This is a genomic window from Nonomuraea sp. NPDC049655, from assembly GCF_044465465.1.
GTDB lineage: Bacteria > Actinomycetota > Actinomycetes > Streptosporangiales > Streptosporangiaceae > Nonomuraea.
Genome location: NZ_JBITLS010000007.1, coordinates 334404 through 360540 on the forward strand (window position 1 = coordinate 334404; position 26137 = coordinate 360540).

Genomic DNA, 26137 nt, shown 5'->3' on the forward strand with positions numbered 1-26137 from the left:
ATCCTCCGGCCACATGCGGGCAGCCTTTCCGCCGCCCCTGGATCCTCGGCGGCATGGTGACCCAGGTGCCGCCCGACGAGCGCGCGGCCGGGAGCACCTTCTTCACAACCGGAGGTATCAACGGCACCCATCTGACACTCTGACTGTGACCGAACTGCCACAACGAGTGATGTTCTAGGACGCACAGTGGACACGACCAGAGTGTCGAGCACAGCCTTCGACGGCACTCCGCACGCCCCGGCGCACGCGCGCCGCTTCATCCGCCAGGTGCTCGGCGAGTGGCGCCTGGGCCACCTGACGGAGGACGCGGTACTGCTGACCAGCGAGCTCGTCACCAACGCCGTGCTGCACGCGGGCACCGGCATCGAGCTGACCTGCCGCCTCGACGTCGCGGCGAGCCCGGCCAGGCTGGAGATCGAGGTCGACGACCACCGGCCCGGCAGGACGGTCCCGACCCCCGAGGCCATGTCCACCGACCCCGCGCGCACGTCCGGGCGCGGGCTGGCGCTGGCCGCCATGCTGGCCGACGCCTGGGGCGTCACCTACACCAGGACCGCCAAACGGGTGTGGGTCCGCATGGAGCTGACCGACGGGCCCGACCACCAGGAGGTCATGGTCGGCACGCCGGGCCTGGCGCCCGCCACCGTGGCCGCGCCCATCGAGGGGCTGCACGTCGGGGTGCTGCTCGCCGACGGCGACGGGACCGTGCAGTCGTGGAACTCCGAGGCCGAGCACCTGCTGGGCTGGACGTCCGAGCAGGCCGTCGGCAGGCCGCTGGCCGACCTGGTGGCCTGGCGCGGCCACGGCCCGTACGCGATGTCCCTGGCCGGCACCCTGTCCCTGGGCCGCTGGCGGGGCGAGGCGCGCATGCGCCACCTCGACGGCCGGCTGATCCCCGTCTACGTCTCCCACGTGCGCAGCCGCGGCGGGTCGCAGGACCGGCGGTCGATCTGGATGATGGTGGCCGGCGACCACCGCTACGTGCTGACGCCGCCGGCCGCGCCGCTGCGCAGGGAGGCCGGGCGGCGGATCAAGGACCTGCTCGACCGGGACATGCCGTTCGCGGAGCTGCTGGACACCATCGCGCGGATCGTCCAGACCAGCAGCGGCGGCGACGCGGCGTACGTGCTGCTGGCCGCCGAGGGCGGCGACCGGTTCGGCGTGGCGGCGGGCGCGGGCGCGACGGCGGGGCTGGTCGGCGTGCTGGCCGCGGGCGTGTTCGGCCCCGACGGCAGGACGCCGTCGATGATCGACGACCTGCTGGCCGGCGACGTCGAGCTGGCCCAGCAGCTGCGGGCCAGGTCGCTGGCGTGCGCGCCGATGAGCGTGGGCGGCGAGGTGACCGGCTACATCGTGGTGACCGCGGCCCAGCCGGGCCGCTTCGACCAGGAGCTCACGGTCAGCCTGCAGCACATCGCCGACCAGGTGGCCGTGCCGGTGCAGCGCGAGCGGCTGGCCGAGCGCGAACGCGCCCACCGGGGCCGCCTGTCGTTCCTGGCCGAGGCGGGCGAGCTGCTGGCCGGGGTGCACGACGAGGAGCTGATCGCCGCGCTGACCGCGCAGCTCGTCGTGCCCAAGATCGCGACGTGGGCGGCGGTCTACCTGACCGATCTGGCGGGCATGACCAGGCTGGCGCACGTCTGGCACAGCGAGGAGCGCTACAACGCCAACCTGCGCAGGTCGCTGCCGGCGATCCCGCGAACCGCGCTCAACGAGGTGAGCTGGCCGGTCGGCCCCGAGACGGTGCTGTCGTTCCCGCTGCTCACGCAGGGCAGGTCGCACGGCGCGCTGGTGATCGGCCGCGCCGAGCCGACCCTGCCGCTGGAGCTGGCCGACCTGCTGGCCGACCTGTGCCGGCTGGTCGCGCTCAACCTGCACACCGCCATGCTGTACGCCCGCCAGGCGACCACCTCCCGGGTGTTGCAGCGCAGCCTGCTGCCCATGCGCGTGGCCCCCATGCCGGGCCTGGAGTCGGCGGTCGTCTACGAGCCGGCCGAGGAGGGCGCCGACGTGGGCGGCGACTTCTACGACCTGTTCACCGTCTCCGACCACTGGTGCTTCGCCCTCGGCGACGTGTGCGGCAGCGGCCCCGAGGCGGCCGCGGTGACCGGCCTGGCCCGGCACGCCGTCCGGCTGCTGGCCAAGGAGCACTACACGGTGGCCGACATCCTCGACCGGCTCAACCAGGCCCTGCTGGAGGAGGGCGACGACGGCCGTTTCCTGAGCCTGCTGTGCGGGGAGCTGATCCCGCTGCCCCAGGGCGGCGCGCTGTGCACGATCGCGTCCGCCGGGCACCCGCCGCCGCTGCTGCTGCGCGCCGACGGCGCGGTCGACACGGTGGCCGCGCCGCAACTGCTGCTCGGCGTCGAGGCCGGCGCCAGGTTCTACGTCGAGACGTTCGAGCTGGCGCCGGAGGAGGTGCTGCTGTGCGTCACCGACGGCGTGACCGAGCGGCGCGACGGCGACCGGCTGCTCGACGACGACGACGGCCTGTCGGCGCTGCTGTCCACCTGCCGCGGACTGAGCGCCCACGCGGTGGCCGAACGCGTGCGGCACGCGGTCGAGACGTTCGCCCAGGAGCCGTCGCAGGACGACGTGGCACTGCTGGTCATCAAGGCCGCGACGGAGCTGCGCGGGGTCAGGCCGTGAAGCGGTAGGTGGTCGAGGAGGTGTGGCGCTCGCCGGGCCGCAGCACGGTGGAGGGGAAGTGCGGCTGGTTCGGCGAGTCGGGGAAGTGCTGGGTCTCCAGGCACAACCCGGCGAAGGGCCCGTACGGCGTGGCCACCCCGTCGAGCATGCCGCCCGTGTAGAACTGCACGCCCGGCTCGGTGGTGGTCACCCGCATGGTCAGGCCGCCCGCGCTGACCTCGATGTCGCCGTCGAGCACGTAGCAGTGGTCGTAGGCGCCGCCCATCCGCTCGCCCACCGCGTGCGGCTCGGTGAAGTCGAAGGGGGTGCCCTTGACCGGCGCGAGCTCCCCGGTGGGGATCTTGCCGTCGTCCACCGGGAGGTAGTGGGCGGCGTCCAGCCTGACCAGGTGGCCGAGCACGTCGCCGCCGCCGGTCAGGTTGAAGTAGGAGTGGTTGGTGAGGTTGAGCACGGTGGGCGCGTCGGTCTCGGCGGCGTAGTCGAGGCGGAGGGCGTCGTCCTCCAGGGTGTAGGTGACCGCGGCGGTGAGCGTGCCGGGGTAGCCCTGGTCGCCGTCGGGGCTGGTCAGTTCCAGGGTGACGGAGGCGGGGGTGCGGGCGGTGATCGTCCATACCTTGCCGTCGAAGCCCTCGGTGCCGCCGTGCAGGCTGTTGGGGGCGTGGTTGACGGGCAGGCGGTGCTCGCGGCCGTCGAGGGTGAAGCGGCCGCCGGCGATGCGGTTGCCGTAGCGGCCGACCACGGCGCCGAAGTAGCGGCTGCGGGTGCGGTAGTCCTCCAGCGTGTCCAGGCCGAGCACGACGTCGAGGCCGGAGACCGCCAGCGAGCGCAGGACGGCGCCGTAGGTCAGCACCTCGGCGCGCAGCCGTCCGGACGACAGCTCCACGCGCTCGACGGTCTCCCCCGACGGCAGCGTTCCGAAGATCATGAGTTGGCCCTTCCCGTGGACTCGCGGACGATGAGGTCGGTGTCCAGGTTGATCACCGCGCCCTCGCCCTCTGACTGCAGCAGCAGATCGACCGCCATCCGACCGGCCACCGCGGCGGGCATCGCCACCGTGGTGAGCTTGGGCCGGCCGAGCCGCCCCGGCAGGATGTCGTCGAACCCGATCACGCTGATCCGGCCCGGCACCTCGACGTCCATCGCGGTGAGCCCTTCGATGAGGCCCAGCGCGACGAGGTCGTTGTAGGCCAGCACGCCGGTCGCCCCGCAGGCGGCCACCTCCGGCGCCACCGCCAGGCCGCCGGACTCGGTGGGCTGGTTGGGGCCGAAGAAGAGCAGGTCGAGGCCCGGCATCTCGGCCGCGGCGGCCTGCATCTCGTTGCTGGTCCACGAGCCGGGCGGGCCGGACAGCAGGGCGATCCTGCGGTGGCCGAGCCCGGCCAGGTGCTCCAGCGCGAGCCTGGCGCCCTTGCCGACGTCCATCAGCACCGCGGGCATGCCCTTGATCCGCCGGTTGACCAGCACGAACGGCACATCCTCCGCCAGGCGTTCGATCATCCGGTTGGACAGCCGGGGGCTGCACAGCAGCACGCCGTCCACCTGCTTGGCGAACGTGCGGATCAGCTCCTCCTCGACCCGCGGATCCTCGTCGGTGTCGGCCACGAAGACGTGGTAGTCGCGCCCCCGCGCCTGCGCCTGCGCGGCCTTGATCAGCGGCGGGAAGAAGGGGTTGGCGATGTCGGCGACGATGAGGCCGAGGTTGAACGTGCGGCCGGTCGTCAGCGCCCTGGCCGCCCTGTTGGGCCGGTAGCCGAGGTCGTCGGCGGCGGCCAGCACCCGGTTCCGCGTGGCAGGATTGACCAGGTGCGGCGCCGAGAACGTGCGCGAGACGGTCGAGACGTGCACGCCGCAGGCGCGGGCGACGTCTTTGATCGTCACCGTCATGGCCGTCCTCCTTGCAAACGGTTGCCAGAGCCAAGCCTTGACCTTCGGCGGTCCCGGCGTCAAGGTTTCTGCAACCGTTTGCCTACCAGGAGCCGCCGAGTTCATTGAGCGTGAACATCCCGCCGGCGCGGTCGTGCACCGGGTCCGACAGGTCGGGCTCGCCCTGTTCGGCGACGAGGGCGGCGGCCTGCGGCTCGGAGTCGTCGCGGGGCTCGTAGCCGAGGCGGCGGGCCTCCTCCAGCGACCACCACCGGCGGGCGTTGCCCGAGACGCCCCAGACGACGTGGTAGCCGGGCGCGACCAGCGCGGCCTCCACCAGGCGGGCGAGGTCGCCGGGCGAGATCCAGGTGGCCAGGCCGCGGGTGTCGGCCGAGCCCTCGTTGCAGGTGCCGAGCCTGATCACGGTCACGTTCATGCCGAACCGGTCGTGGTACAGGCTGCCCAGGGCCTCCATGACGACCTTGCTGACGCCGTAGAAGGTGTCGGGCCGCGGGAAGGCGTAGTCGGGCAGGTCGGAGCCGTCCCGCGGCCTGGTGTGGAAGCCGGCCGCGTGGTGGCTGCCCATGAGCACCAGGTGCCGGACGCCCTCGTTCCTGGCGGCCTCCATGAGGACCTGGGTGCCGTTGACGTTGGCGTGCACGATGTCCTCCCACGGGTGCTCGCGGCTCTGGCCGCCCAGGTGGAGGACGGCGTCCACGCCCTTCATGGCCTCGGCCACGGCCGCGCGGTCGGCCAGGTCGGCGCCCGCCCATTCCTCGTCCGGGCCCGGCTCGACCGGCCGGAGGTCGGAGAGCCGCAGCGTACGGCCTGGACGGGCGAGCCGCGGACGGAGCAGCGTGCCGACTTTTCCCGCGGCGCCGGTCATCAGAATGCGCATGCCCACCGTTGTACACAATTCTGATTCAAATTCACATACTTGAATATTGACCGCCTTGTCTCGCGCTAGTTACCTTCACAGGAACAAGTTCATACACACGACACGTGTCCACGTATGTGAACGGGAGGCGGTCTGATGTCACGCCGTTTGCTGGGGGTCGTGCTCGCCGCGGCCCTGGCCGCAACGCTGACGGGCTGCGGTTCCGGGGGATCGAGCAAGAACGACACGCTGGAGATCTGGATCAGGCAACCGCCCGACTCCGATTCCGCGAAGACGGCGGTGAAACTCGCCGACGCCTTCACCAAGGCCGCCGGGGTCAGGACCAAAGTCGTCGCGCTCTTCGACGACTTCGAGACGAAACTCAACCAGCAGGCCGCCCAGAAGGCGCTACCCGACATCGTCATCAACGACACCGCCCAACTCGGCAACATGCATTCGCAGGGCTGGCTGCAGGAGGTCGACAAGGGCCGGCTGGCCGGCGGCGACCAGCTCTCCGATCTGGCCTGGAAGGCGGCCACCGGCTCCGACGGCAAGTTCTACGGCGCCCCCTTCTCCGCGCAGGCCTTCGCCCTGATCGTGCGCAAGGACTGGCGGGAGAAGGTCGGCATGCGACCGCCGGCGACCTGGGCCGACCTGGCCGCGCTCGCGCGTGCCTTCACCGAGAAGGACCCGGACGGCAACGGGCAAAAGGACACCGCGGGCTTCGTGATCCCGGCCGGCACCAAACGCGGCTACGCCTCCTGGTACGCCTCCTCCCTCGTCTACGCCAACGGCGGCGACTTCGTGAAGCCCACCGGACCCGGCAAGTTCGCCGCGATGACGGACGATCCCAGGACCGTCGAGGCCGTCCAGTTCCTCCAGGACCAGTTCTGCAAGAGCAAGACGGTCAATCCGGGCGCGGTGAGCAACGACACCACCGTCACGCACGAGGTGTTCGAGAAGGGACAGGGCGGCATCTACCTGGTCGGGCCGTACGTGCTGGCCCGGTTCGTCAAGAGCGTCGGGACCGACAGGATCGAGGTGCTGCCGGTGCCCAAGGGCCCGTCCGGCGGCCCCGGCACTCTCGGCGAGGGCGAGAACGTCTACCTCATGGTCGGCTCGGACCTGGCTGACGCCCAGAAGAAGTTCGCCGAGTTCGCGATCTCCCCCGAAGGCCAGCGGATCGGCATGAACAAGGACGCCAACGGCGCCATCGTCCGTCTGCCCGTGAACAAGGGCGTCGACCTGGCCGCCGAGCGGCAGGACCCGCGCTGGAAGGTGTTCCAGGAGTCCTACGAGCACGCCGTCTACGCGCCGCCGGTGCCCAACTGGGCGCCCATCCGGCAGGACTCGGCCGACGTCATCAACACGGTGTGGGCCGACTGCGGCGCCGACGTCAAGGCCAAGATGGCCGAGCTGACCGCCAGGCTCAACCAGGAACTGCAGAGCCAGAAAGCGTCATGACCGCGACCGTCACGGGGACGCCCGCCACAACGGCCGCCCCGCGCCGCCGCGCCGGGCGGGCGCGGCGGCGCGGAACGCTGGTCGCCTGGCTGTTCCTCGCGCCCGCCCTGCTGCTGTTCCTCTACTTCAAGTTCATCCCGATGGCCCTCGGCCTGTGGAAGAGCTTCAACAAGGTCCAGTACGCCTCCGACGAATGGGTCGGACTCGGTAACTACCGCACGATCATCGCCGACGACGCGTTCGTCTCGGCCGCCTGGCACAGTCTCGTGCTGGCGCTCGGCACCACGGTCGGCTCGCTCCTGCTCGGGCTCCTGCTCGCGCTGCTCATCGAGGGGCCCGCCCGCTACCTGTGGTTCGTCAGGACCGCGGCCTTCCTCCCGGTCGTCACCACGATGGCGGCGGTGGCCGAGGTGTGGCGGATCATGTTCCATCCGGGCGACACCGGCCTGCTCAACGTCGTCATCGGCTGGGTGGGCGTCGATCCGCAGCCGTGGCTGGGCAGCGAGGACTCCTCGCTCTGGTCGATCATGATGATGAGCGTCTGGCGCGGGACGCCGTACGACATGATGATCTTCCTGGCCGGTCTGGTCGGCGTGGACCGCAGCCTGTACGAGGCCGCCGCCGTCGACGGCGCCGCCACCCGGCACCGGCTGCGGCACATCACGTTGCCGGCGTTGCGGCCGGTGTTCTGGATCCTGTTCACGCTGGCCGCCATCCGCGGGCTGCGGGTGTTCGTCGAGGTCTACGTCCTGACCAACGGCGGCCCCAACGGCTCGTCGGAGGTGCTGATGACGCTGATCTACAAGCTCGGCTTCCAGAAGAACGAGCTGGGGGTGGCCGCCGCGGGCGGGATCGTGCTCTTCCTGGCCACGCTGGCGCTCACCCTGGTCGTGCAGACGCTGCGCAGGAGGCAGGCGACATGAGGTTCGACAGCGCCCTGGGCCTGGAGGCGCGCAAGGGGCCGGCGGCCATCCTCGGGAAGGTCGCGCTCTACTCGGCGATGGTCCTGGTGTTCACCGGGCCGCTGGTGGGGCTGCTGGTCAGCGCGTTCAGCAGGACGCTCGACCCGACGTCCTTCTCGTTGTGGCCGGACGACCTCACGCTGGAGAACTTCGTCCAGGCCGGGGAGAAGAACGTCTACCTGTACCTGGTGAACTCCTTCGTCGTCGTGGGGTTCGGGCTGCTGCTGCAACTGCTGGTGAGCGTGTTCGCGGCGTACTCGCTGGCGCGCAAGCGGTTCCGCGGCATGACCGTCGTGATGCTGCTCATGCTGGCCACGATGATGCTGCCCGAGGAGATCATCGCGATCCCGCTGTCGCTCGTCCTCGCCGACCTGCCCGTCCTGCACCTCAACCTGATCGGCACGTACGCCGGGATGATCCTGCCCGTCGGCGCCTGGGGCTTCTCGATCCTGGTCATGACGGAGTTCATGAAGGAGGTGCCGGTCGAACTGGAGGAGGCGGCCCGCATCGACGGCGCGGGCGAGCTGCGCGTCTTCGCGACGATCATCGTGCCGCTGTGCCGGCCGGCGCTCGGCGTGATCGGCGTCTTCGGCTTCACCATGATCTGGGACCAGTACCTGCTGCCGCTGATCGTCTCGACGGACTCCAGCACCTGGACCCTGCCCATCGCCCTGCGCTCGCTCCGCTCCGACGAGGAGGTCGGCATCGGCGTGCTGCTCGCGGCCTCGCTGCTGGCGCTGCTGCCGTCGATCATCGTGTTCCTGGGGTTCCAGCGGCAGTTCATGCGGGGTCTGACAAGTGGCGCGATCAAGGGTTGATGTCCATGTATCTGGACGGGATCCCATATCCTGACACCCTGAAGCCGCCGCCGAGATGGGACGAGTATGGAGCCACAGCTGGTCAAGTCCGCCGAGCGGACCGTACGCATCCTGGAGACCCTGGCGGAGTCCGCCGCCCCCATGACGCTGTCGGAGCTCCAGCGGCGCACCGGCTTCCCGCGCAGCAGCCTCCATGCCCTCATGCGCACCCTCGTCGAGCTCAACTGGGTCGAGACCGACACGACCAGGTCGGCGTTCGGGATCGGGCCGCACGCCCTGCTGACCGGCACCGCCTACCTCGACAAGGACCCGGCCCTGCGCTTCGCCCAGGAGACCCTGGAGGACCTGCGGGACGAGATCGGCCAGACCGTGCACTTCGCCCGCAGGGACGAGGCCCACGTCCTCTACCTGGCCACCCGCGAGTCGCGCGAGGCCGGTCACGTGATCCCCAGGGTGGGCCGGCGGCTGCCCGCCCACGTCACCGCGCTCGGCCAGGTGCTGCTCGCCCAGCTCACCGACGACGAGGTCGTGGCCCTGCTGCCCGACCCGCTGCGGGCGCTGACCGAGCACACCATCACCGACCTGACCAAACTGACCGACGAGCTCGACCAGGTCCGCACCCGCGGCTGGGCCCTCGAACGCGAGCAGGGCACCCCCGGCGTGGCCTGCGTGGCCGTGGCGGTCGACTACCGCATCCCGGCCACCGACGCGATCAGCTGCTCGATGCCGGCCGCGTCGCCACCCGCCGAGATCGAGCGCGTCACCGAAGCGGTGATCAAGCACACCCGCAAGCTGGCTGCCACTCTGCGCAGGGAGGGCATCCGCTAGACCCCCTCGTTGGAAGGACTGCCGATGCGGCTGGATGGTGTTCTCTTCTTTCCCGTGACCCCCTTCGACGGCGACGGCGCCGTCTCGGAGCCGGTGCTGGCCGAGCACGTCTCCGCCGGGGTCGCGGCCGGGGCGGGAGCAGTGTTCGCCGCCTGCGGCACCGGTGAGTACAACGCCCTCGACCTCGCCGACCACGCCAAGGTCATGGCCACGTCGGTGGCGGCGGCGGGCGGGCGCGTGCCGGTGTTCGGCGGGGCGGGCGGGCCGCTGCCCACCGCCAGGGCCACCGCGCGGGCCGCCGCCGACAGCGGGGCCGACGGGTTGCTGCTGCTGCCGCCGTACCTGGTCAGCGCCCCGCCCGCGGGGCTGGTGCGGTACGTGCGGGAGGTCGCGGCGGCCACCGACCTGCCGGTCGTCATCTACCAGCGGGGGAACGCGCGCTTCTCCCCCGCCGCCGTGGCCGAGCTCGCCGCCCTGCCGAACGTGATCGGCTTCAAGGACGGGCTGGGCGACCTCGACCTGCTCCAGCGCATCATCCTGACCGTCCGGGCGGCCGCGCCCGCCGGGGAGTTCACGTTCTTCAACGGACTGCCCACCGCCGAGCTGACCGTGCCCGCCTACCGGGGGCTCGGGGTGAACCTGTACTCCAGCGCCGTGTTCGCCTTCGCGCCCGAGATCGCGCTGGCCTTCCACCAGGCGGTGACCCGCGGGGACGACCTGCTCGTGCGGCGGCTGCTCACCGGGTTCTACCTGCCGCTGGTGGAGCTGCGGGACCTGGTGCCGGGGTACGCGGTTTCGCTGGTCAAGGCAGGCGTACGGATGCGGGGGCTGGACGTCGGCGGCGTCCGCGCCCCCCTGACGGACCCGGCCCCCGACCATCTGGCCATCCTGCGCCACCTCATCGCGAGGGGCCTCGAACTGGCCACGCCCTGACCCGCTCCTGGCTTCGAGAAGCGCCTGGTGGGCCCGCTTTCCAGGGCCGTGGGCGGCCTGTCACGCCGTCCGCTGGCGGCCTGTCACGCCGTCCGTGGGCGGCCGTCCACCCGGCGCGGGATCCCGAGGGGGTTGGCGTCCTTGAGCTCGTCCGGGAGCAGCGCCTCCGGCCAGTCCTGGTACGCGACCGGCGCCACCCACCGCCCGATCGCCGTCGCCCCCACCGACGTGTACGCCGACGTCGACGCGGGCCACGGCCCACCGTGGTGCATCGCCCAGCAGACCGCCACCCCGGTCGGCCATCCGTTCCAGATCAGCCGCCCCGCCTTCCGGCCGAGCACCTCGACGATCGCCTCGGCCTCGTCCGGATCACCGCCGTGAACGGTCGCCGTGAGCGACCCCTCCAGCCGCTCCAGCACCCTCCTCAGCTCGGAAACTTCCCGATAGGTCACCACAACAGCCGCCGGTCCGAAGCACTCCTCCGCGATCCCCGGCAGCCGCTCGCCGAACGACTCCAGATCGGTCGTGAACACCTTGGGCGCCACCGCCCAGGCCCCCTCCCCCGGCTTCCCCTCCGCCAGCAGGGTCAGCTCGCCGAGCCGGCCGAGCCCGCCCAGATACCCGTCCCTGATCCGCTCGGCCAGCATGGGGCCGCCGCTCGTGCCCTCCACCGCCGCGACCAGCGCCTTGCGCAACTCGTCGTCCTCGGGCACGAACACGAGCCCCGGGTTCGTGCAGAACTGCCCGACCCCCAGCGTCAGCGACGCCGCGAACCCGCTCGCCACCTCCTGCGCCGGCGCCGACGGCAGCACCACGACGGGGTTGACGCTGCCCAGCTCGCCGTAGAAGGGGATGGGCGTCTCCCGCTCGTCGATCAGCTTCTGGATCGCCTTGCCGCCCGCCACCGACCCGGTGAACCCGGCCGCGACCACCCGCGGGTGGCGTACCAGGTCGGCGCCCGCCTGCATCCCCTGCACCAGCCCGAGCAGGTCCGGATAGGGCAGGGCGTTCCGTACGATCTTCGCCACCCGCTCGGACGTGTGCGGATGCCCCGGATGCGCCTTGACCACCACGGCACACCCCGCGGCCAGTGCCGAGGCGGTGTCCCCGCCGGCCACCGAGAACGCGAACGGGAAGTTGCTCGCCGCGAACACCGCGACGACCCCGGGCAGCGGATGGTTCATCCGCCGCACGTCCGGCCGCGGCGGCGTGAGCGCCGGGTCCGCGTGGTCGATGACGGCCTCCAGGTAGCCGCCGTCCCTGACGACCTGGGCGAAAAGCCGGAACTGGCCGGCCGTACGCGCCACCTCGCCCCGCAGCCGCGCCTCTCCGAGCGCGGTCTCCCGGTCGGCGAGTTGCCACAGTTCGTCCACGTGCGCGGTGAGCGCGTCGGCGACGGCCTCCAGCGCCGCCGCCCGCTCGTCCGCCGGGGTGGCGCGCCACGCGGCCCCGGCCGCCGTCGCCGCGGAGACGATCAAGTCGACCCCGGCGCCGTCGGTCTCGGGCAGGCCGCCGCCCACGGTCTCACCGGTCCTGGGGTCGTATCCGTAGATCATCGAGTGGCCCTTCGGAGTCTTGACACTTTCTCCGCCCGATTCTTACAGTTGCGGCAACCTGTCCACAAATCTGGCCATTGTTCACATATATGGACGGCGGTTCTGAAATGATTATCCGGCAGATCCACGTCACCCCCGTCGCCTTCCGGGACCCGCCCCTCCTCAACGCCGCCGGCGTGCACGAGCCGTGGGCCCTGCGGACCATCGTCGAGATCGTCACGGACGAGGGCATCTCCGGACTGGGCGAGACCTACGGCGACCTCGGCCACCTCACCAAGGTCCGCGAGTGCGCGCAGGTCCTGCTCGGGCTCGACGTCCACGCGACCAACGAGATGTACGCGCGCATCGCGGCCACCGTCGGCGACGTCGTCACCGACCTGCACGGACTGACCGGCGTCGCCACCAAGGAGAAGAGCGTCGACCGGGTCTTCTCCCCCTTCGAGGTGGCCTGCCTGGACGTCCGCGGCAAAGCGGCCGGCGTGCCCGTCGTGGACCTGCTCGGCGGGCGCGTCCGCGACGCCGTCCCCTACAGCGCGTACCTGTTCTACAAGTGGGCGGGCCACCCCGGCGCGGAGCCCGACCGCTTCGGCCCGGCCCTCGACGAGGCGGCCCTGGTGGCGCAGGCCACCCTCCTGATCAAGGAGCACGGCTTCTCCTCGATCAAGCTGAAGGGCGGCGTCCTGCCGCCCGACCAGGAGATCGCCGGCATCCGCGCCCTGCACGAGGCGTTCCCCGGCGTCCCCCTCCGCCTGGACCCCAACGCCGCCTGGACCGTCGAGACGTCCATCCGCGTCGGCCGCGAACTCGACGGCGCCCTCCAGTACCTGGAGGACCCCACGCCGGGCATCGCGGGCATGGCCGAGGTGGCCAGGGCCGTCCCGATGCCGCTCGCCACGAACATGTGCGTCGTCACCCCCGAACACCTGCCGCCCGCCATCGCCGCCGGCGCGATCGGCGTGCTCCTGCTGGACCACCACTACTGGGGCGGCCTCGTACGATCCGCGCACATCGCCACCCTCTGCGGCACCTTCGGCCTGGACCTGTCGATGCACTCCAACTCCCACCTCGGCATCAGCCTGGCCGCGATGACCCACCTGGCCGCCGCCACCCCGAACCTGACCTTCGCCTGCGACACCCACACCCCCTGGCAGGACGGCCAGGACGTGGTGCTCCCCGGCAGCCTGCGCTTCGTCGACGGCGCCGTACCGGTGCCCACCGGCCCGGGCCTGGGCGTCGAACTGGACCGCGACGCGCTGGCGGTCATGCACGAGCAGTACGAGACCTGCGGCCTCCGCGCCCGCGACGACACGACCTACATGCGGCGCATCGAACCTTCCTTCTCCGCGAAGATCCCCCGCTGGTGAACGTCGCCTACGTCTACCCCTGGGACGTCGTCGGCGACCCGGCCGCCCCCGCCCGCCTGGCCGAGCTGGGCGTGGACACGATCGCCCTGGCCGCCGGCTACCACTCCACCCGCGCCGCCACGCCGTACCACCCGGCACACCGCGTCCTGGACGTCCCCCATCCCGCCTTCTACCTGCCGATCCGCCCCCATGCCTGGTCCCGCCTGGTCCCCGCCGCCCCCACCTGGACCCCGCCGGACGCCTACCTCCAGGCCCAGACGGCCCTGCGGCAGGCCGGCCTGAAGGTCCATGCCTGGGCCGTCCTCACGCACAACTCCTACCTCGGAAGCCGGTTCCCCGACGTGGTCGTGCGCAACGCCTTCGGCGACCCGTACCCGTACGCGCTCTGCCCCGCCCATGAGGACGTCCTGGCGTACTGCGAGACCCTCGTCACGGAGATCCTCACCCTCGCCGAACCGGACGGCCTGATCCTGGAGGCGTGCGGGCCGATGGGGTTCGGGCATCAGGGCGTGCACGAGAAGACGTCCGGCGCCGACTGGACCCCCACCGACGCCGCCCTCCTCTCGTTGTGCTTCTGCATCGCCTGCGCCCCTCAATACCCCCCGGAAACCGCCGCACAGGTCCGCACCACCATCGACACCGCCAAACCCCCCTCCACCACCCTCCCCCTCCCGACCAGCCCCCCACCCGCCTCGACCAACCCCGCCGCTGCCTCCGAAACCCCGACCACCGCCCCTTCGGCTGCCGACATCTCAACCAGCTCCACCGCGACCTCTCCGCCCCCAACCGCCTCCACCGCAACCTCTTTGTCCCAAGCCGACACCACCGCGACGTCTTTGTCCCCAACCAACACCACCGCGACGTCTTTGTCCCCAACCGACACCACCGCGGCCACACGCGCGAAAGGCGTACCGCCCGCAGCTCCAAGCAGCGCACAGGCCGTCTCCCGTGCCCCCCACCCCCCGAAATCCCCCTCCGCAGGCCCCGGCACCCCGCTCCTGGACACCCCACCCCCGTGGCCCTCGGCCGCGGAGACCCCAGCTCCAGGGCTCTCAGCCTCGGAGACGTCAGCCTCAAAGACGCCAGCTTCCGGTCGGCCAACCTCAGAAATCCCACCCTCAGAGACCCCACCCTCACGGACCCTCACCTCAGAGAACCGAGCCCCAGAAGCTCGAGGTTCGGCGCCCCGAGCGTCAGGGAATCCAGCGCCAGGCCGCCGGGGCGTAGCGGCCGAAAGCGCTGCTCGGTCATTTCAGAGCACCACAGTCCGCACCCCCACCGCCTCGAACACCACCGGCCACCCCACCCCCCACCACCCCATCGACACGATGGACCTCGCCCTCGGCCCCCTCGCCGACGAGGTAAGAGCAACCCGGGTGAGACTGTCGGCCTCCCTCCGCCACCGCCTCATCTCAGCCGCCCGGCGAACAGCGCCGAACATCCCCATCACGCTGCACGCCGACCCGAACCCATGGGCCACCGGCGCCTTCGCCGCCCTCCCCTCGGGCGACCCAAACCTGAACGTCCTCGTGGGCAATTGCTGGGGCGACACCCGCACCGACGCCGCCCGCCTCACAGCCCTGGCGAACCTCTGCACGCCCGGCCAACGAGTAGGCGCCTACGTCCTGGCCCTCCCACCCCGCCCCGCCGACGCAGCCGCCCTGGCCGAACAACTGAAGATGTACGCCGATGCCGGCGCCACAGAATTCCACCTCTACCACGCAGGCCTGGCGTCCCCCCATCGCCTCTCCGCCATCGCAACCGCGCTCCGCCTCTTTGAGTAACCGCACTCCAACGGCCTGCACAAACCCCCGAAGCCCGACCACGAACCACTGGCCGATCACCGATCCGAACCGAGCCAACAGCGGGCCCTGAGCTCCAAGAGACCACCAACGGCGCAGCCCACACCCAGCCCCACACCTCACCACCAACAGGGCAGCCGCCGACAACTCACCGAAACACGGAACCACCTGATCAGTAGCGCCGCTCTGTGACCCGGCACCTCACACCCTCAGACGGACAGACACCAACCCAGCGGTGCCTCACTCCTCACCCGCCGATGCCTCTGTCGCGAAACGAGCCACCGTCGCAGAGAGCAGCGATGCACCAGGCACGCGTCGATCTCCAAGCCCTCGGATTCACACCGGAGAGCCCGCACGAGGTCGCTGACAGCTCGCCCTGCGAGCCGAAGCCCCAAGCGACGATCGACCAGCAAGCGTGATCGGCCATCTGGCGAAGGTCGGCGCAGCGGCAGCAGACGGTTGCGTCCGGTCGGGTGGTGTAGATCCGGCCTTGTACGGCGCGTCGCCTTCAACGACAGGGGGCCATCGCGTGAGTCTCTGTGTGAAACCGCCAAGTGACACGCAGAGGAGAAGCACACGATGGCCCTGGATCAGTCTGCCCTGTTAGAAGTCCTTTCGGTACTGAAGAACTCCGAGGCGAGCGAGCGCATCCGGCACGCCGCCGAGACCATCTACCAAGCCCTCATCGAGGCCGAGCTGACCGCGGTGATCGGCGCCGCCCCGAACGAGCGCACCCCCACTCGGTCGGCGCAGCGGAACGGGCACCGCCCACGCACGCTGACCACCACCGCCGGTGATCTGGAACTGCAGATCCCCAAGCTGCGCACCGGCTCGTTCTTCCCCTCGCTGCTGGAACGCCGCCGCCGCGTAGATCAGGCGCTGTTCGCGGTGGTGATGGAGGCCTACCTGCACGGGGTGTCCACCCGCAAGGTCGACGACCTGGTCAAAGCCCTCGGTGCCGACTCCGGCATCTCCAAGAGCGAGGTCTCGCGCATCTGCGCCGACCTGGACGAGGAAGTATCCGCCTTCCGCGACCGCTCCCTGGCCGGGCAGCAGTTTCCCTACCTGTTCCTGGACGCGACCTACTGCAAGGCCCGCGTCAACCGCCGGGTGGTCTCCCAGGCCGTCATCGTGGCCACCGGGGTGACTGCCGACGGCCGCCGGGAAGTGCTCGGCTTCAGTGTCGGCGACAGCGAGGACGGCGCGTTCTGGACCGCGTTCCTGCGCTCCCTGAAGGCTCGCGGTCTGACCGGAGTGCAGCTGGTCATCAGCGACGCCCACGCCGGCCTGGTCGCCTCCATCGGCGCGGTCCTGCTCGGTGCGGCCTGGCAGAGATGCCGCGTGCACTTCCTGCGCAACGTCCTGGCGACCGTTCCGAGAGGCTCGGCCGAGATGGTCGCTGCGGCCATCCGCACCATCTTCGCCCAGCCCACTCCGCAGATGGTGCGCGACCAACTCGGCGTGATCGCCGGCATGCTCGGCCGCCAGTTCCCCAAGGTCGAGGCGATGCTGCACGAGGCCGCCGACGACATCCTCGCCTTCGCCGCGTTCCCGCCCGCGCACTGGAAGAAGATCTGGTCGACCAACCCTCTCGAGCGGCTGAACAAGGAGATCAAACGCCGCACCGACGTGGTCGGTGTCTTCCCCAACCCCGAAGCCCTGCTCCGCCTGGCCGGCGCCGTCCTGGTCGAAGCCCACGACGAGTGGCAGGTCGCCGACCGTCGCTACCTGTCCGAAAGCTCCATGGCCCTGCTCGCCCCGCCCAGCACCGACCAGCAGGAGGTGGCGCACACCGAACTCATGACGGCATAGTCGAACCAGCAGAGCCTCACGCGAGAACCGAGCTACACCACTCCGCGGGACGTGACCGTCGCAAAACACCGTCGCACACAGACCTCCCTGCCACGATCATCGATTGCCCGCCTTGGCGCAGCAGTAGGCGGGCGAACACTCACCTACCAGCGCGAGCGAAGGAAGCCACAACCAGCCGCTTTCCAAGAGCACACCATGACACAGGCAACCCACCGCACCTCAACGGGCGCAAGATTCACACCACAGACCAGGCGCTCCCCCGCCACCCATCACCATCACCGTCCGGGACCCCAAGGTCACTCACCTGACCAGCGCCAGCCGCCACCCGACACACCCCGCCGTGTCAGCCGCCGGCGCAAGCCCGAACTCGCCGCCCCACTTCGCCCACCACCCGAACCGACGGCACTCATTCCATCATCGCAAGCCACTTCACGTGCGCTCCCCCGAACGGTCCTCTACGAGCCCCGACCGCGTCCATCAGCCACCGCGCGCTCGCCTCCGCCCCGGCGATCAACTCCGGCGGATACCCCAGCACCACCTGATGCTCGGCGAACTCGTCCTCATCGTCGAGAATGAGCCGCCCATCCCGCTTCCTGATCACGTCGAGATCGAGATCCAGCATGGTGACCTCGTCATCCCGCCACTCGGGAACCGTGGTGACATCCACATAGACCTCAGTGCGATGCGGTGCCGCATTGAACGATGCCGTCCACCAGGCATCCCGCGGGAACAGCATGATCGCGTGGTTGTCCCAGGTGATCGCCGGCCCATCCCCCTTGCGGGCTACCGTCCCGCCGGGCACGGCCACCCAAACCCCGTATTGATCGTCTCCGAGCACCGTGCCCGGATGGTTCCAGTGCAACGCCCCGCCGTACTTCCGAAACACCACCCGTACATCACTCATAGAACAAATCTACTTTTCGTCGCCCCCCACCACGAGAACCGAGAGGTCACCTCTCTCCTCCCCTCCTCAGCCCGCCCTCTCCCAGCCCCGTAGGCCCTGCCCTCGCCACAGACTCAGCCCCGCACAGCACATGCCTCAAGCCACGCAACACTCCCCAGAGCCGATGGCCCTTCCCCTTAACCAACTCCTAGAAGACGAGCCACCAATCAGCGGCCGCCCTGGCCGCCCTGGCGTGGATACCGGCAAGTAGTGAACGGAATCCTTTGGCGCCTTGAGACCGGATCGACCTGGCGAGAAATCCCAAAATGCTACGGCCCTGGCAAACCTGCTACGAACGCTACAAAGGCTGGACCGAAGGCGGAACATGGGCACGGGTCCTAGCGAATCACAAACCGAAGAAGCCCCTCCCCCCAGAACATCACCCACCCACCCACCCATCAACCCGCACACCCCGAAACACTCAAAAGACTCAAATCCCACCAGACAACCCCTGAAATCCGCGACAATTGCACCTAAGACGCAAAAAACACCTGGCCCTACTCGCCCCGAATCGTCCACCTTCGCCATTCCACCAGTATCAAGATAAGAATTCGCTACCACAACTAGGCCACCGGCTAGTAATCTTCACCCTGAGCAAGCCGAAACAGCGAACAGCTCCACACCCACCTGTTCAAGTAGGACAGATCGATCCGATACCGGATCCCATAGACACCCGCGCGGGCACTTAGAATCCCCCTCCATTTTGCCCGCGCGGGCACCTACCAGTTCCCCCATTCCGGCCCGCGCGAGCACCAACCCCTACACCTGTGCCCGCGCGGGCCGCTCCTTTGGGGTCGTGCAATGCCGCACAAACCCACCATCGATGTCCACACCCAAGCCCCACGAGCGCGTAAGCCCCCGAAGGGACAACCGCCTCCATCGCGACCAAACAGACCCTGTAACCCACCCCAGCATGTCCATCCTCAGTACGCCCCCATGCCGCTAGCGCCGCCCCCTGCCTACTGCCCCCATCTAGCCATCGGCCAACGACTTCAGCCGCACCTCCCCGAAACTAGACATGCATTTGCACGCCTCAGCACCGACATCACGCGGCTCCAGCGGAAACCCTCCCGCTGCCCCGGCTCCCCTACGCCGGAATACTCTCCCTTCGGCCCACGTCGATGCCGACACAGTCGACGAACACACCTCCTGGTCGAACCCACTGCCCCCGACTCGGTTGACGCGAATCGCCCCAGTACCGCACCCTGAAGCCGAGAACCAAAAGCCCCCTCAGCGGCGGCGACGTCGCCCGCGTCTTCGCGGCGTAGCCATGATCGAGCCTGATCAGTACCTACGCCTCGCATAAGGCCCGAACCAGCCGAGAATCGATCAAGGACGATTGCCGCGCATCTGGCAGACGAGGTTCCCATGGCACCCTGGACCCGCAGCCGGCCGAAACTCGGCCGACTGCCCAGAACCCAGAAGCCCAAATCACGAACGATGCGGCTCTGCTGAAGTGAGCGGTTCCACGAGCGTGGGCCTCGTGGGTGTGCCGAAGTTCATGCGCCAGCGAGGAACTTCGGGGATGTTTGGACCGGATCTCTTATGTGAGCGATGAAGTGCAGAACGATCGGTTCCGGCATCTGCCGGAGCGACCCGACCCGGCCACGTGGCGGTCCGGCGTAGACGAGGAACCGCTGCCGCAAGTCATCCTCGAGCCGGCGGAGGCGGAAGACACCGGCCTGCGCTGGGTGGCGCCCGAACCGGAAGCGGCACGACAGATCAGCGACGCGATCGTACGGCGCCGCAATTCCCATGTCTGAACCGGACAAGATGTAGCTCGTTTCAACGACTGAAGCGATCAAGCCCCTGCTCGGTGATGGTCTCCTCCAGCCGGTCATGGGGCAGCGTTCCGGTCTGCGCATCGGTGAGGTGTCCGATGAGCCAGTTGAGTGCGTTCTTCGCCTTCGCAAAGACGTCAGCTGATACCTCAGGTCCTCCTCCATACGACCGGCGACGCACGATCGCCCAATACGCACGGATCGGCTTCCCCAAGTCTCGACCCGGCCTTACGAAATCCGCCTCTTGTGAAGATCCCTTACGCCCAGAGAAGCATTGAGCACTGGGCGAACCAGGCCCGCTTGAATCACCGCCTTGCAGAGACCAACCCGCTCTCGTACGCCGCGATGACCAACTGCGCTCTGTCACGAGCATCCAACTTCGTGAGCAAGCGGCCGATATGTGTCTTGACGGTGGCCAAGCTCAACTGCAAGTGATCAGCGATCTCCCCGTTGGACAGCCCACGAGCGATCAACAGCAGCACTTCCCTCTCGCGCTCCGTCACCCTGTCCAACCCCTGTGGCCGCTGCGCCACAGGGGTCTTCGTGAACTCCTCGATCAAGCGTCGCGTCACCGTTGGCGCCAGCAAAGCCTCACCGCTGGCAACCACACGAACAGCAGCGAGCAGGTCAGCAGGCGGCGTGTCCTTAAGGAGAAATCCACTCGCACCGGCCCGAAGCGCGTCGTAGACATACGCATCCAGGTCGAACATCGTCACCACAAGAACCCGAGAGACATCCCCGATACGCCGAGTCGCCTCGATGCCATCCATGTGCGGCATGCGAACATCCATCAACACCACATCGGGTCGATGCTCCAGGACGACCGCCACTGCTTCAGCACCGGTTGACGCCTCGCCCACCACTGTCATGTCAGGCTCGGAGTCGACCAGCATCGTGAAGCTCCCCCTGAGCAGAGCTTGATCGTCAGCAACGACCACCTTGATCATGACACCTCCTGATACGGCAGACGCGCGAAGACACGAAATCCTCGTCGAGGCAGACTCGCCGCCTCAAAAACTCCGCCGTACATCATGACCCGCTCCCGCATCCCGATCAGCCCGTGGCCGGAGCCGTCCCCGGGCGACACCCGCCTTCCTGGGCCCTCGTCAACCACCTCGATCCGCACCTCGCCTCCGTCCGTCACGACAGAGACCTGACAGCGAGTCGGTGAGGCATGCTTGACCACGTTCGTGAGCGCCTCCTGCACGATGCGATACACGGACAGCTCGACGCCATCGGGCAACCGTCTTGCCTGCGCCGGCACCCCTCCTCGTCGTCCCCCCACTTCATTCGCGGCGACGGCTCCTCCGAACAAGCCTTCATCCGGCACACGGTCACCGGTCCACGGCATGGCCTGTTCCCCATCAAGAGGCCCACCTACTTCGCCGGGCCCCGTTCTTGGCCGTCCCCGTGGCTTGCTTTCAGCCTGACCCCGCAGACCTGGACTTGCCTGGCCGGCCTCATCTCCACCGATCCGGAGATCAAGGTCGATCTCGACCCCAGCTTGCCTGGCCTGCTCCACCAAACCCTCCAGGCCCGCGATACCCGGAACGGGAACAAGATCTGGCAGTTGGGTCGAACGGAGCATGCCTAGAAGATGGCGCATCTCCACCAGAGCACTCCGGCTGGCGGTCTCGATCACACGCAAGGCGTCGTGTGCTTCTTCAGGCCTGTTCGCCAGCACATGATTGGCCACGCCTGCCTTGACCGCGATCAATCCCACGCTGTGAGTCACGACGTCGTGCAGTTCCCGCGCGATGCGTAACCGTTCCTGCGTCACTGCATGCTCAGCCATTCGCTCGGCCTCACGAGCGGCGTACAACCTGCGCTCCCGGACGGCCCGACCGATGGTCCAGGCTCCGCCGAGCGCCGCGATGCCGACCAGCGGTTGATCGATGTGCACCAGCCAAGCTGGCGAGCCCCCGCGCGGCGCGCCGCCTGCGACCACCAGCCCGAAGACACTGATCATGCTGACCACACCGATGGCCGAGGACGGCAGCACGGCCCCGAACCTGTCGGACATCGCCACGATATAGATCGCATAAGCCGGTGCGATGCAGGCGTACCCCACCACGTCAACTGCAAGTGCGAAGACGGCGAGCGTCAGGGTGAAACAGAAGACGGGCACAGGCCACAGCCTTCGCACCGCCAAAGGCAGGCCCAGCCCGCACGGGAGGGCTATCTTCAACCACGGCGGCATCCCAGGCGCGGTGACCGCTGCTGTGACGAACACGAACGCAAACCCCAGCCCCGCTGCCAGATCGAGCACGATCAGCTGACCGCGGCTCCAACGCCTGGCGAAGAAGGGATGGTTCTCGTTCACGCGTTGAACGGTAGCCTCTCGCCGAGCTGAGCACGTCAGCCCAGGGTCTGACCTTCAAGTTCGAACCGTGGTCTGATGCGCCGCCGGCCCGGCATGCCGCATCTTCTTCAGCGTGATCGAACTTCAGCACCTCACCAAGCGCTACGACGACACGGTCGCCGTGGATGATCTGTCTTTCAAGGTCGAGCCGGGCCATGTGACGGGTTTCCTCGGCCCCAACGGCGCCGGCAAGTCCACCACGCTGCGCCTGATTCTCGGCCTGGACGCGCCGACCTCCGGCCAGGCTCTGATCGGGGGCCGACGATACGCCTCCTTGCGCAAGCCCATGTTCGAGGTGGGGGCGCTGCTCGACGCGAGTGCGGTCCATGGCGGGCGCAACGCCTTCAACCATCTGCTCTGCCTGGCCGCCACCAACGGCATCGGCGCCACACGCGTGGCTGAGGTGCTTGAGCTGGTCGGGTTGGCGAGTGTGGCACGAAAGCGCGTGGCCGGCTTCTCCCTCGGCATGAAGCAGCGACTCGGCATTGCCGCTGCGCTGCTCGGCGATCCTGGTGTGCTGCTGTTCGACGAGCCCGTCAACGGCCTCGATCCCGACGGGGTGCGCTGGATCCGCGACCTGATGCGGTCACTGGCTGCCGAGGGCAGGACCGTTCTGCTCTCCAGTCACCTGATGAGCGAGATGGCGTTGACCGCTGAACGCATCGTGATCCTGGGCCGGGGGCGGTTGGTCGCGCACTCCACGGTCAACGAACTGACCGCACGCCATCCCTCGCTGGAGGACGCCTACATGGCTCTGACGGCGAGCAGCGTCCAGTTCGGAGCAGCGAGATGAGGGCGGCCATGCTGGCCGAATGGCTGAAGCTCCGGTCAGTGACGTCCACCTGGCACGCGATGAGCGCGGCGGCTCTCATGGCGATGCTCGGCGTGGTCTGGACGCTCTACGTCAGCGACCTCGCCGAAGATCGAGGGACGATGCAGGCAGCCGCGCCGGAACAAGGATTCCTGCCCCTCCTTCAGATGAGCCTCACCGTGCTCGGCGTGCTGGCGGTCACGTCCGAATATGCGACAGGGATGATTCGCGCCAGTCTTACCGTCGTTCCGCGGCGCAGCACCTTATTTCTGGCCAAGGCCGTCGTCGTCGGCCTGGCCACGTTGACAGCGGCTCACGTCATCCTTCTGGTCACCTATTCGGCGAGCCGTCTGATCGCCCACGACCACCGGCTGGGCTTCAACGAGACTTCGCTGGCCGACGACGTGCCGATGCTGTTGGCCGCGGGAATCTCGGTGACCGCGCTGGCTCTGGTGGGGCTCGGCCTGGGCATGGCCACGCGGTCGACGGCTGGCGCGCTCATCTCGGTCGTGGCCTTGCTGTTCGTCCTGCCCGGTGTCGTCGTTTACCTACCTGCGCCGTGGAACACGCGTGCCGCATCACTGCTGCTGCCGAACCTGGTTCCCCAACTGGTCGGCGATCGCCTGTCGTCCCGACTTGGAGACGGCCTTCTTCCGCCTTGGGCCGCGCTGCTGGTCCTCCTGGCTTACCCGGTAATCACGCTCGTTGCCGGTTTCATCTCGCTCAAGCGGAGGGACGTATGAGTGTTCTGGCCTCGGAGTGGCTGAAGGTCCGTTCGGTCCGCTCTTCCTATCTCATCGTCGGCGTCAGTCTCGGCACGATCCTTCTGGGCCTTGCCTTGGCCTCCATGGCAGCCGGCATGTACGACGACGCCCCCGTGGAGCAGCGTCCGACTGCTCGGATAGCGGATCTGGAGGAGGTTCTGGTGATCGTCCCGCAGCTTTGCATGGGCATCCTCGGCACATTGGCCGTCACATCTGAATACGCCACCGGCTTGATCAGGACGAGTCTGACGGTCGTCCCCCGTAGATGGCCGCTTCTCGCTGCGAAGGCCGCCGTGGTCGGCGTCTTGAGCCTGCTCATTGGCCCGATGGCGGTGTTCGGGACGTATTTCGTCTCACGTTGGGTGCTTGGCGGCCGATTCTCGGGCGCATATCTGACCTCGTTCGCGGACAAGCTTCCGTTCCTGCTCGTCACCAGTTCCACGGTGGTCGTATTCGCGCTGCTCGGCTTGGGATTGGGCGCGCTTCTGCGTTCCGCCACCGGTGCGATCGCCTTGTTGGTGGGTCTGGTCTACGTCATTCCGATGATCGTGGGCAACATCCCAGAGCCTTGGAGTGAACGGCTGGGCTCGATCATGATCGGCGCACTTCCCCGCGAGATCACCGGCGACATCATCACCACGTCGGTGTACGGGGCACTTCTGTCTCCGCCTGCGGCCGCCACCGTGCTGGTGTTGTACGCGGTTCTTCCCCTGCTGGCCGCCATCTGGCTCATACGCAGGAGGGACGCTTGAAATGCCCACCCCATGGACCTTGTTGCGATGCACCATCTGCCGTCTCGTTCCACAACTGCCGGTACGGCAGGCACAGGTGCCTGCCGTACCGCTCAGTGGCTCAGACTTCGAGCACGACGGGAATGATCATGGGTCGACGGCGGTAAGTGTCGCTGACCCAACGGCCGACCGTGCGGCGCACGACCCGGCGGATCTCCTGCATGTCGACCACGCCGTCCGCGGCCTTGTCCTGAAGAGCTCTTTCGATCTGCGGAATGAACTCCTCGAACTGCGCCGGATCAATGCCGGAGCCTCGTGCGTGGATCTCGGGGCCGGCGGTGAGCTTGCCGGTGGCGGAGTCGACCACGACCACCACCGAGATGAACCCCTCGTCGCCGAGAATCCTGCGGTCCTTCAGCGAGGTGTCGGTGATCTCGCCTACCGAGGTGCCGTCGACATAGACGTACCCGGCGTGAACCGCTCCCACGATCTTCGCTCTGCCGTCGACCAGGTCCACCACAACGCCGTCCTCGGCGATCACGATGTGGTCATCGGGAACACCGGTGAGCGCGGCGAGCTTGGCGTGCGCCCTCAGGTGCCGCCATTCGCCGTGAACCGGCATGAAGTTCGAGGGGCGAGTCAGGTTGAGGACATAGAGCAGCTCGCCTGCGGCCGCGTGGCCGGAGACGTGCACCTTCGCGTTGCCCTTGTGCACGACACGAGCGCCCCACCTGGTGAGCCCATTGATCACCTTGTTGACCGCGGTCTCGTTCCCCGGCACCAGCGACGACGCCAGCAACACGGTGTCACCCTCGGCGATGCGGATCGGATGATCGCGATTGGCCATCCGCGACAGCGCCGCCATGGGCTCGCCCTGCGATCCGGTGCAGACGAGCACCACATCCTCCGGCGGCCACTGCTCGATGTCGCGCGAGTCGACGATCAACTCCGGCGGCACCTTGAGGTAGCCCAGATCACGAGCCACCCCCATGTTCCGCACCATCGACCGGCCCACCAGGGCCACCTTGCGGCCGTGCCTGGCCGCGGCATCCATCACCTGCTGGATGCGGTGCACGTGCGAGGCGAAGCTCGCCACGATCACGCGCTGCTCGGAGGTGCGGATCACCTCGTCGATGACCGGCCCGATCTCCCGCTCGCTGGTGACGAAGCCCGGCACCTCGGCGTTGGTGGAGTCCGACATCAGCAGGTCGACGCCCTCGGTGCCGAGCCTGGCGAAGCCGCCGAGGTCGGTGAGCCGGCCGTCGCTCGGCAACTGGTCCATGCGGAAGTCGCCGGTGTGCAGGACGATGCCGGCGGGCGTCCTGATCGCCACGGCCAGCGCGTCGGGGATCGAGTGGTTCACCGCGAGGAACTCGCAGTCGAAGGGCCCGAAGATGTGCCGTTCGCCCTCGACGACCTCGACCTTGGTCGGCTGGATCCGGTGTTCCGTCAGCTTGGCCTCGATCAGGGCCAAGGTGAGCCTGGATCCGATGAGCGGAATGTTGCGCCGCTCGCGCAGAAGGTAAGGCACCGCCCCGATGTGGTCCTCGTGGGCGTGGGTCAGCACGACGGCTTCGATGTCGTCGAGCCTGTCCCTGATGTATTCGAAGTCGGGCAGGATCAGATCGACGCCCGGCTGATCGGGCTCGGGGAACAGCACCCCGCAGTCGACGATCAGCAGCCGGCCGTCGTATTCGAAGACGGCCATGTTCCGGCCGATCTCCCCCAACCCGCCGAGCGCGACGATGCGCAGGCCACCGTAAGGCAGCTCCGGCGGGGGGCCAAGCTCAGGATGCGGATGGCTCATGCCCGGCCCC

The 26137-nt window shown here is 68.8% G+C and carries 21 protein-coding genes and 2 pseudogenes; 14 read left to right on the forward strand and 9 right to left on the reverse strand.

Annotated elements, in window-relative coordinates; genetic code table 11:
• Positions 1-186 precede the first annotated feature (186 nt).
• A complete protein-coding gene (locus tag ACIBQ6_RS24340; RefSeq protein WP_358291863.1) occupies positions 187-2649 on the forward strand; it encodes a SpoIIE family protein phosphatase in 2463 nt (820 codons plus the stop codon).
• Here the strand turns inward: ACIBQ6_RS24340 and ACIBQ6_RS24345 are convergent.
• The 3 genes from ACIBQ6_RS24345 to ACIBQ6_RS24355 form a co-directional block, all read right to left on the reverse strand.
• Positions 2639-3574, reverse strand: a complete 936-nt coding sequence (locus ACIBQ6_RS24345; protein WP_397214618.1) for an aldose epimerase family protein — start codon at positions 3572-3574, stop codon at positions 2639-2641. The two genes, ACIBQ6_RS24340 and ACIBQ6_RS24345, sit on opposite strands and share 11 nt — an antisense overlap.
• Positions 3571-4533: a LacI family DNA-binding transcriptional regulator gene (locus ACIBQ6_RS24350; protein WP_364342723.1), complete on the reverse strand. Its 963-nt coding sequence runs from the start codon at positions 4531-4533 to the stop codon at positions 3571-3573. The genes ACIBQ6_RS24345 and ACIBQ6_RS24350 overlap by 4 nt, the downstream gene beginning before the upstream one ends.
• A gap of 82 nt (positions 4534-4615) precedes the next feature.
• A complete protein-coding gene (locus tag ACIBQ6_RS24355; protein WP_397214620.1) occupies positions 4616-5410 on the reverse strand; it encodes an NAD-dependent epimerase/dehydratase family protein in 795 nt (264 codons plus the stop codon).
• A gap of 135 nt (positions 5411-5545) precedes the next feature.
• Here ACIBQ6_RS24355 and ACIBQ6_RS24360 point away from each other — a divergent pair, with 135 nt between their 5' ends.
• From ACIBQ6_RS24360 to ACIBQ6_RS24380, 5 genes are all read left to right on the forward strand, one after another.
• A complete protein-coding gene (locus ACIBQ6_RS24360) occupies positions 5546-6853 on the forward strand; it encodes an extracellular solute-binding protein (protein WP_397214622.1) in 1308 nt (435 codons plus the stop codon).
• The gene (locus tag ACIBQ6_RS24365) at positions 6850-7776 is read left to right on the forward strand and encodes a carbohydrate ABC transporter permease (RefSeq protein WP_397214624.1); all 927 of its coding nucleotides are present in this window, start codon (positions 6850-6852) and stop codon (positions 7774-7776) included. The genes ACIBQ6_RS24360 and ACIBQ6_RS24365 overlap by 4 nt, the downstream gene beginning before the upstream one ends.
• Positions 7773-8633: a carbohydrate ABC transporter permease gene (locus tag ACIBQ6_RS24370; RefSeq protein ID WP_397214626.1), complete on the forward strand. Its 861-nt coding sequence runs from the start codon at positions 7773-7775 to the stop codon at positions 8631-8633. Before ACIBQ6_RS24365 ends, ACIBQ6_RS24370 begins: the two co-directional genes overlap by 4 nt.
• A gap of 66 nt (positions 8634-8699) precedes the next feature.
• The gene (locus ACIBQ6_RS24375) at positions 8700-9461 is read left to right on the forward strand and encodes an IclR family transcriptional regulator (RefSeq protein WP_358291848.1); all 762 of its coding nucleotides are present in this window, start codon (positions 8700-8702) and stop codon (positions 9459-9461) included.
• Positions 9462-9485: 24 nt separating this feature from the next.
• A complete protein-coding gene (locus tag ACIBQ6_RS24380; protein WP_397214628.1) occupies positions 9486-10394 on the forward strand; it encodes a 5-dehydro-4-deoxyglucarate dehydratase in 909 nt (302 codons plus the stop codon).
• Between the two features lie 83 nt (positions 10395-10477).
• On the opposite strand, the gene ACIBQ6_RS24385 is transcribed toward ACIBQ6_RS24380, so the two are convergent.
• Entirely contained in the window at positions 10478-11950 is a 1473-nt protein-coding gene (locus ACIBQ6_RS24385) for an aldehyde dehydrogenase (NADP(+)) (RefSeq protein WP_397214630.1), read from the reverse strand.
• A 107-nt stretch (positions 11951-12057) separates the two neighbouring features.
• Here ACIBQ6_RS24385 and ACIBQ6_RS24390 point away from each other — a divergent pair, with 107 nt between their 5' ends.
• Positions 12058-13314 (forward strand): glucarate dehydratase family protein, encoded by a 1257-nt coding sequence (locus ACIBQ6_RS24390; RefSeq protein WP_397214632.1) that lies wholly within the window; start codon positions 12058-12060, stop codon positions 13312-13314.
• A 592-nt stretch (positions 13315-13906) separates the two neighbouring features.
• Here ACIBQ6_RS24390 and ACIBQ6_RS24395 read toward each other — a convergent pair.
• A complete protein-coding gene (locus ACIBQ6_RS24395) occupies positions 13907-14209 on the reverse strand; it encodes a hypothetical protein (protein ID WP_397214634.1) in 303 nt (100 codons plus the stop codon).
• 433 nt (positions 14210-14642) lie between these two features.
• On the opposite strand from ACIBQ6_RS24395, the gene ACIBQ6_RS24400 reads away from it, so the two are divergent.
• On the forward strand, positions 14643-15098 hold the full coding sequence (locus tag ACIBQ6_RS24400; RefSeq protein WP_397214636.1) for a hypothetical protein: 456 nt from the start codon (positions 14643-14645) through the stop codon (positions 15096-15098).
• A gap of 597 nt (positions 15099-15695) precedes the next feature.
• A complete protein-coding gene (locus ACIBQ6_RS24405; RefSeq protein ID WP_397214638.1) occupies positions 15696-16928 on the forward strand; it encodes an IS256 family transposase in 1233 nt (410 codons plus the stop codon).
• A gap of 406 nt (positions 16929-17334) precedes the next feature.
• Here the strand turns inward: ACIBQ6_RS24405 and ACIBQ6_RS24410 are convergent, their stop codons facing one another.
• On the reverse strand, positions 17335-17832 hold the full coding sequence (locus ACIBQ6_RS24410) for a DUF402 domain-containing protein (protein ID WP_358291838.1): 498 nt from the start codon (positions 17830-17832) through the stop codon (positions 17335-17337).
• A gap of 234 nt (positions 17833-18066) precedes the next feature.
• Here ACIBQ6_RS24410 and ACIBQ6_RS24415 point away from each other — a divergent pair.
• Together ACIBQ6_RS24415 and ACIBQ6_RS24420 are read left to right on the forward strand one after the other, a co-directional pair.
• A pseudogene (locus ACIBQ6_RS24415) lies at positions 18067-18213 on the forward strand (transposase); the annotation flags it as partial.
• 1205 nt (positions 18214-19418) lie between these two features.
• Complete coding sequence (locus tag ACIBQ6_RS24420; protein WP_397214640.1) at positions 19419-19634, forward strand: hypothetical protein; 216 nt, start codon at positions 19419-19421, stop codon at positions 19632-19634.
• A 323-nt stretch (positions 19635-19957) separates the two neighbouring features.
• On the opposite strand, the gene ACIBQ6_RS24425 is transcribed toward ACIBQ6_RS24420, so the two are convergent.
• Both ACIBQ6_RS24425 and ACIBQ6_RS24430 read right to left on the reverse strand, forming a co-directional pair.
• Positions 19958-20599, reverse strand: a complete 642-nt coding sequence (locus tag ACIBQ6_RS24425) for a response regulator (RefSeq protein ID WP_397214642.1) — start codon at positions 20597-20599, stop codon at positions 19958-19960.
• On the reverse strand, positions 20596-21975 hold the full coding sequence (locus ACIBQ6_RS24430) for a sensor histidine kinase (protein WP_397214644.1): 1380 nt from the start codon (positions 21973-21975) through the stop codon (positions 20596-20598). The genes ACIBQ6_RS24425 and ACIBQ6_RS24430 overlap by 4 nt, the downstream gene beginning before the upstream one ends.
• Before the next feature lie 112 nt (positions 21976-22087).
• On the opposite strand from ACIBQ6_RS24430, the pseudogene ACIBQ6_RS24435 reads away from it, so the two are divergent.
• The 3 genes and pseudogenes from ACIBQ6_RS24435 to ACIBQ6_RS24445 form a co-directional block, all read left to right on the forward strand.
• Positions 22088-22738: pseudogene (locus ACIBQ6_RS24435) on the forward strand (ABC transporter ATP-binding protein); the annotation flags it as partial.
• Positions 22739-22815: 77 nt separating this feature from the next.
• Positions 22816-23568: an ABC transporter permease gene (locus ACIBQ6_RS24440; protein ID WP_397214646.1), complete on the forward strand. Its 753-nt coding sequence runs from the start codon at positions 22816-22818 to the stop codon at positions 23566-23568.
• Complete coding sequence (locus ACIBQ6_RS24445) at positions 23565-24341, forward strand: ABC transporter permease subunit (protein ID WP_397214648.1); 777 nt, start codon at positions 23565-23567, stop codon at positions 24339-24341. Before ACIBQ6_RS24440 ends, ACIBQ6_RS24445 begins: the two co-directional genes overlap by 4 nt.
• Positions 24342-24441: 100 nt before the next feature.
• On the opposite strand, the gene ACIBQ6_RS24450 is transcribed toward ACIBQ6_RS24445, so the two are convergent.
• Positions 24442-26127, reverse strand: a complete 1686-nt coding sequence (locus ACIBQ6_RS24450; protein WP_387683415.1) for a ribonuclease J — start codon at positions 26125-26127, stop codon at positions 24442-24444.
• Between the last annotated feature and the right edge of the window lie 10 nt (positions 26128-26137).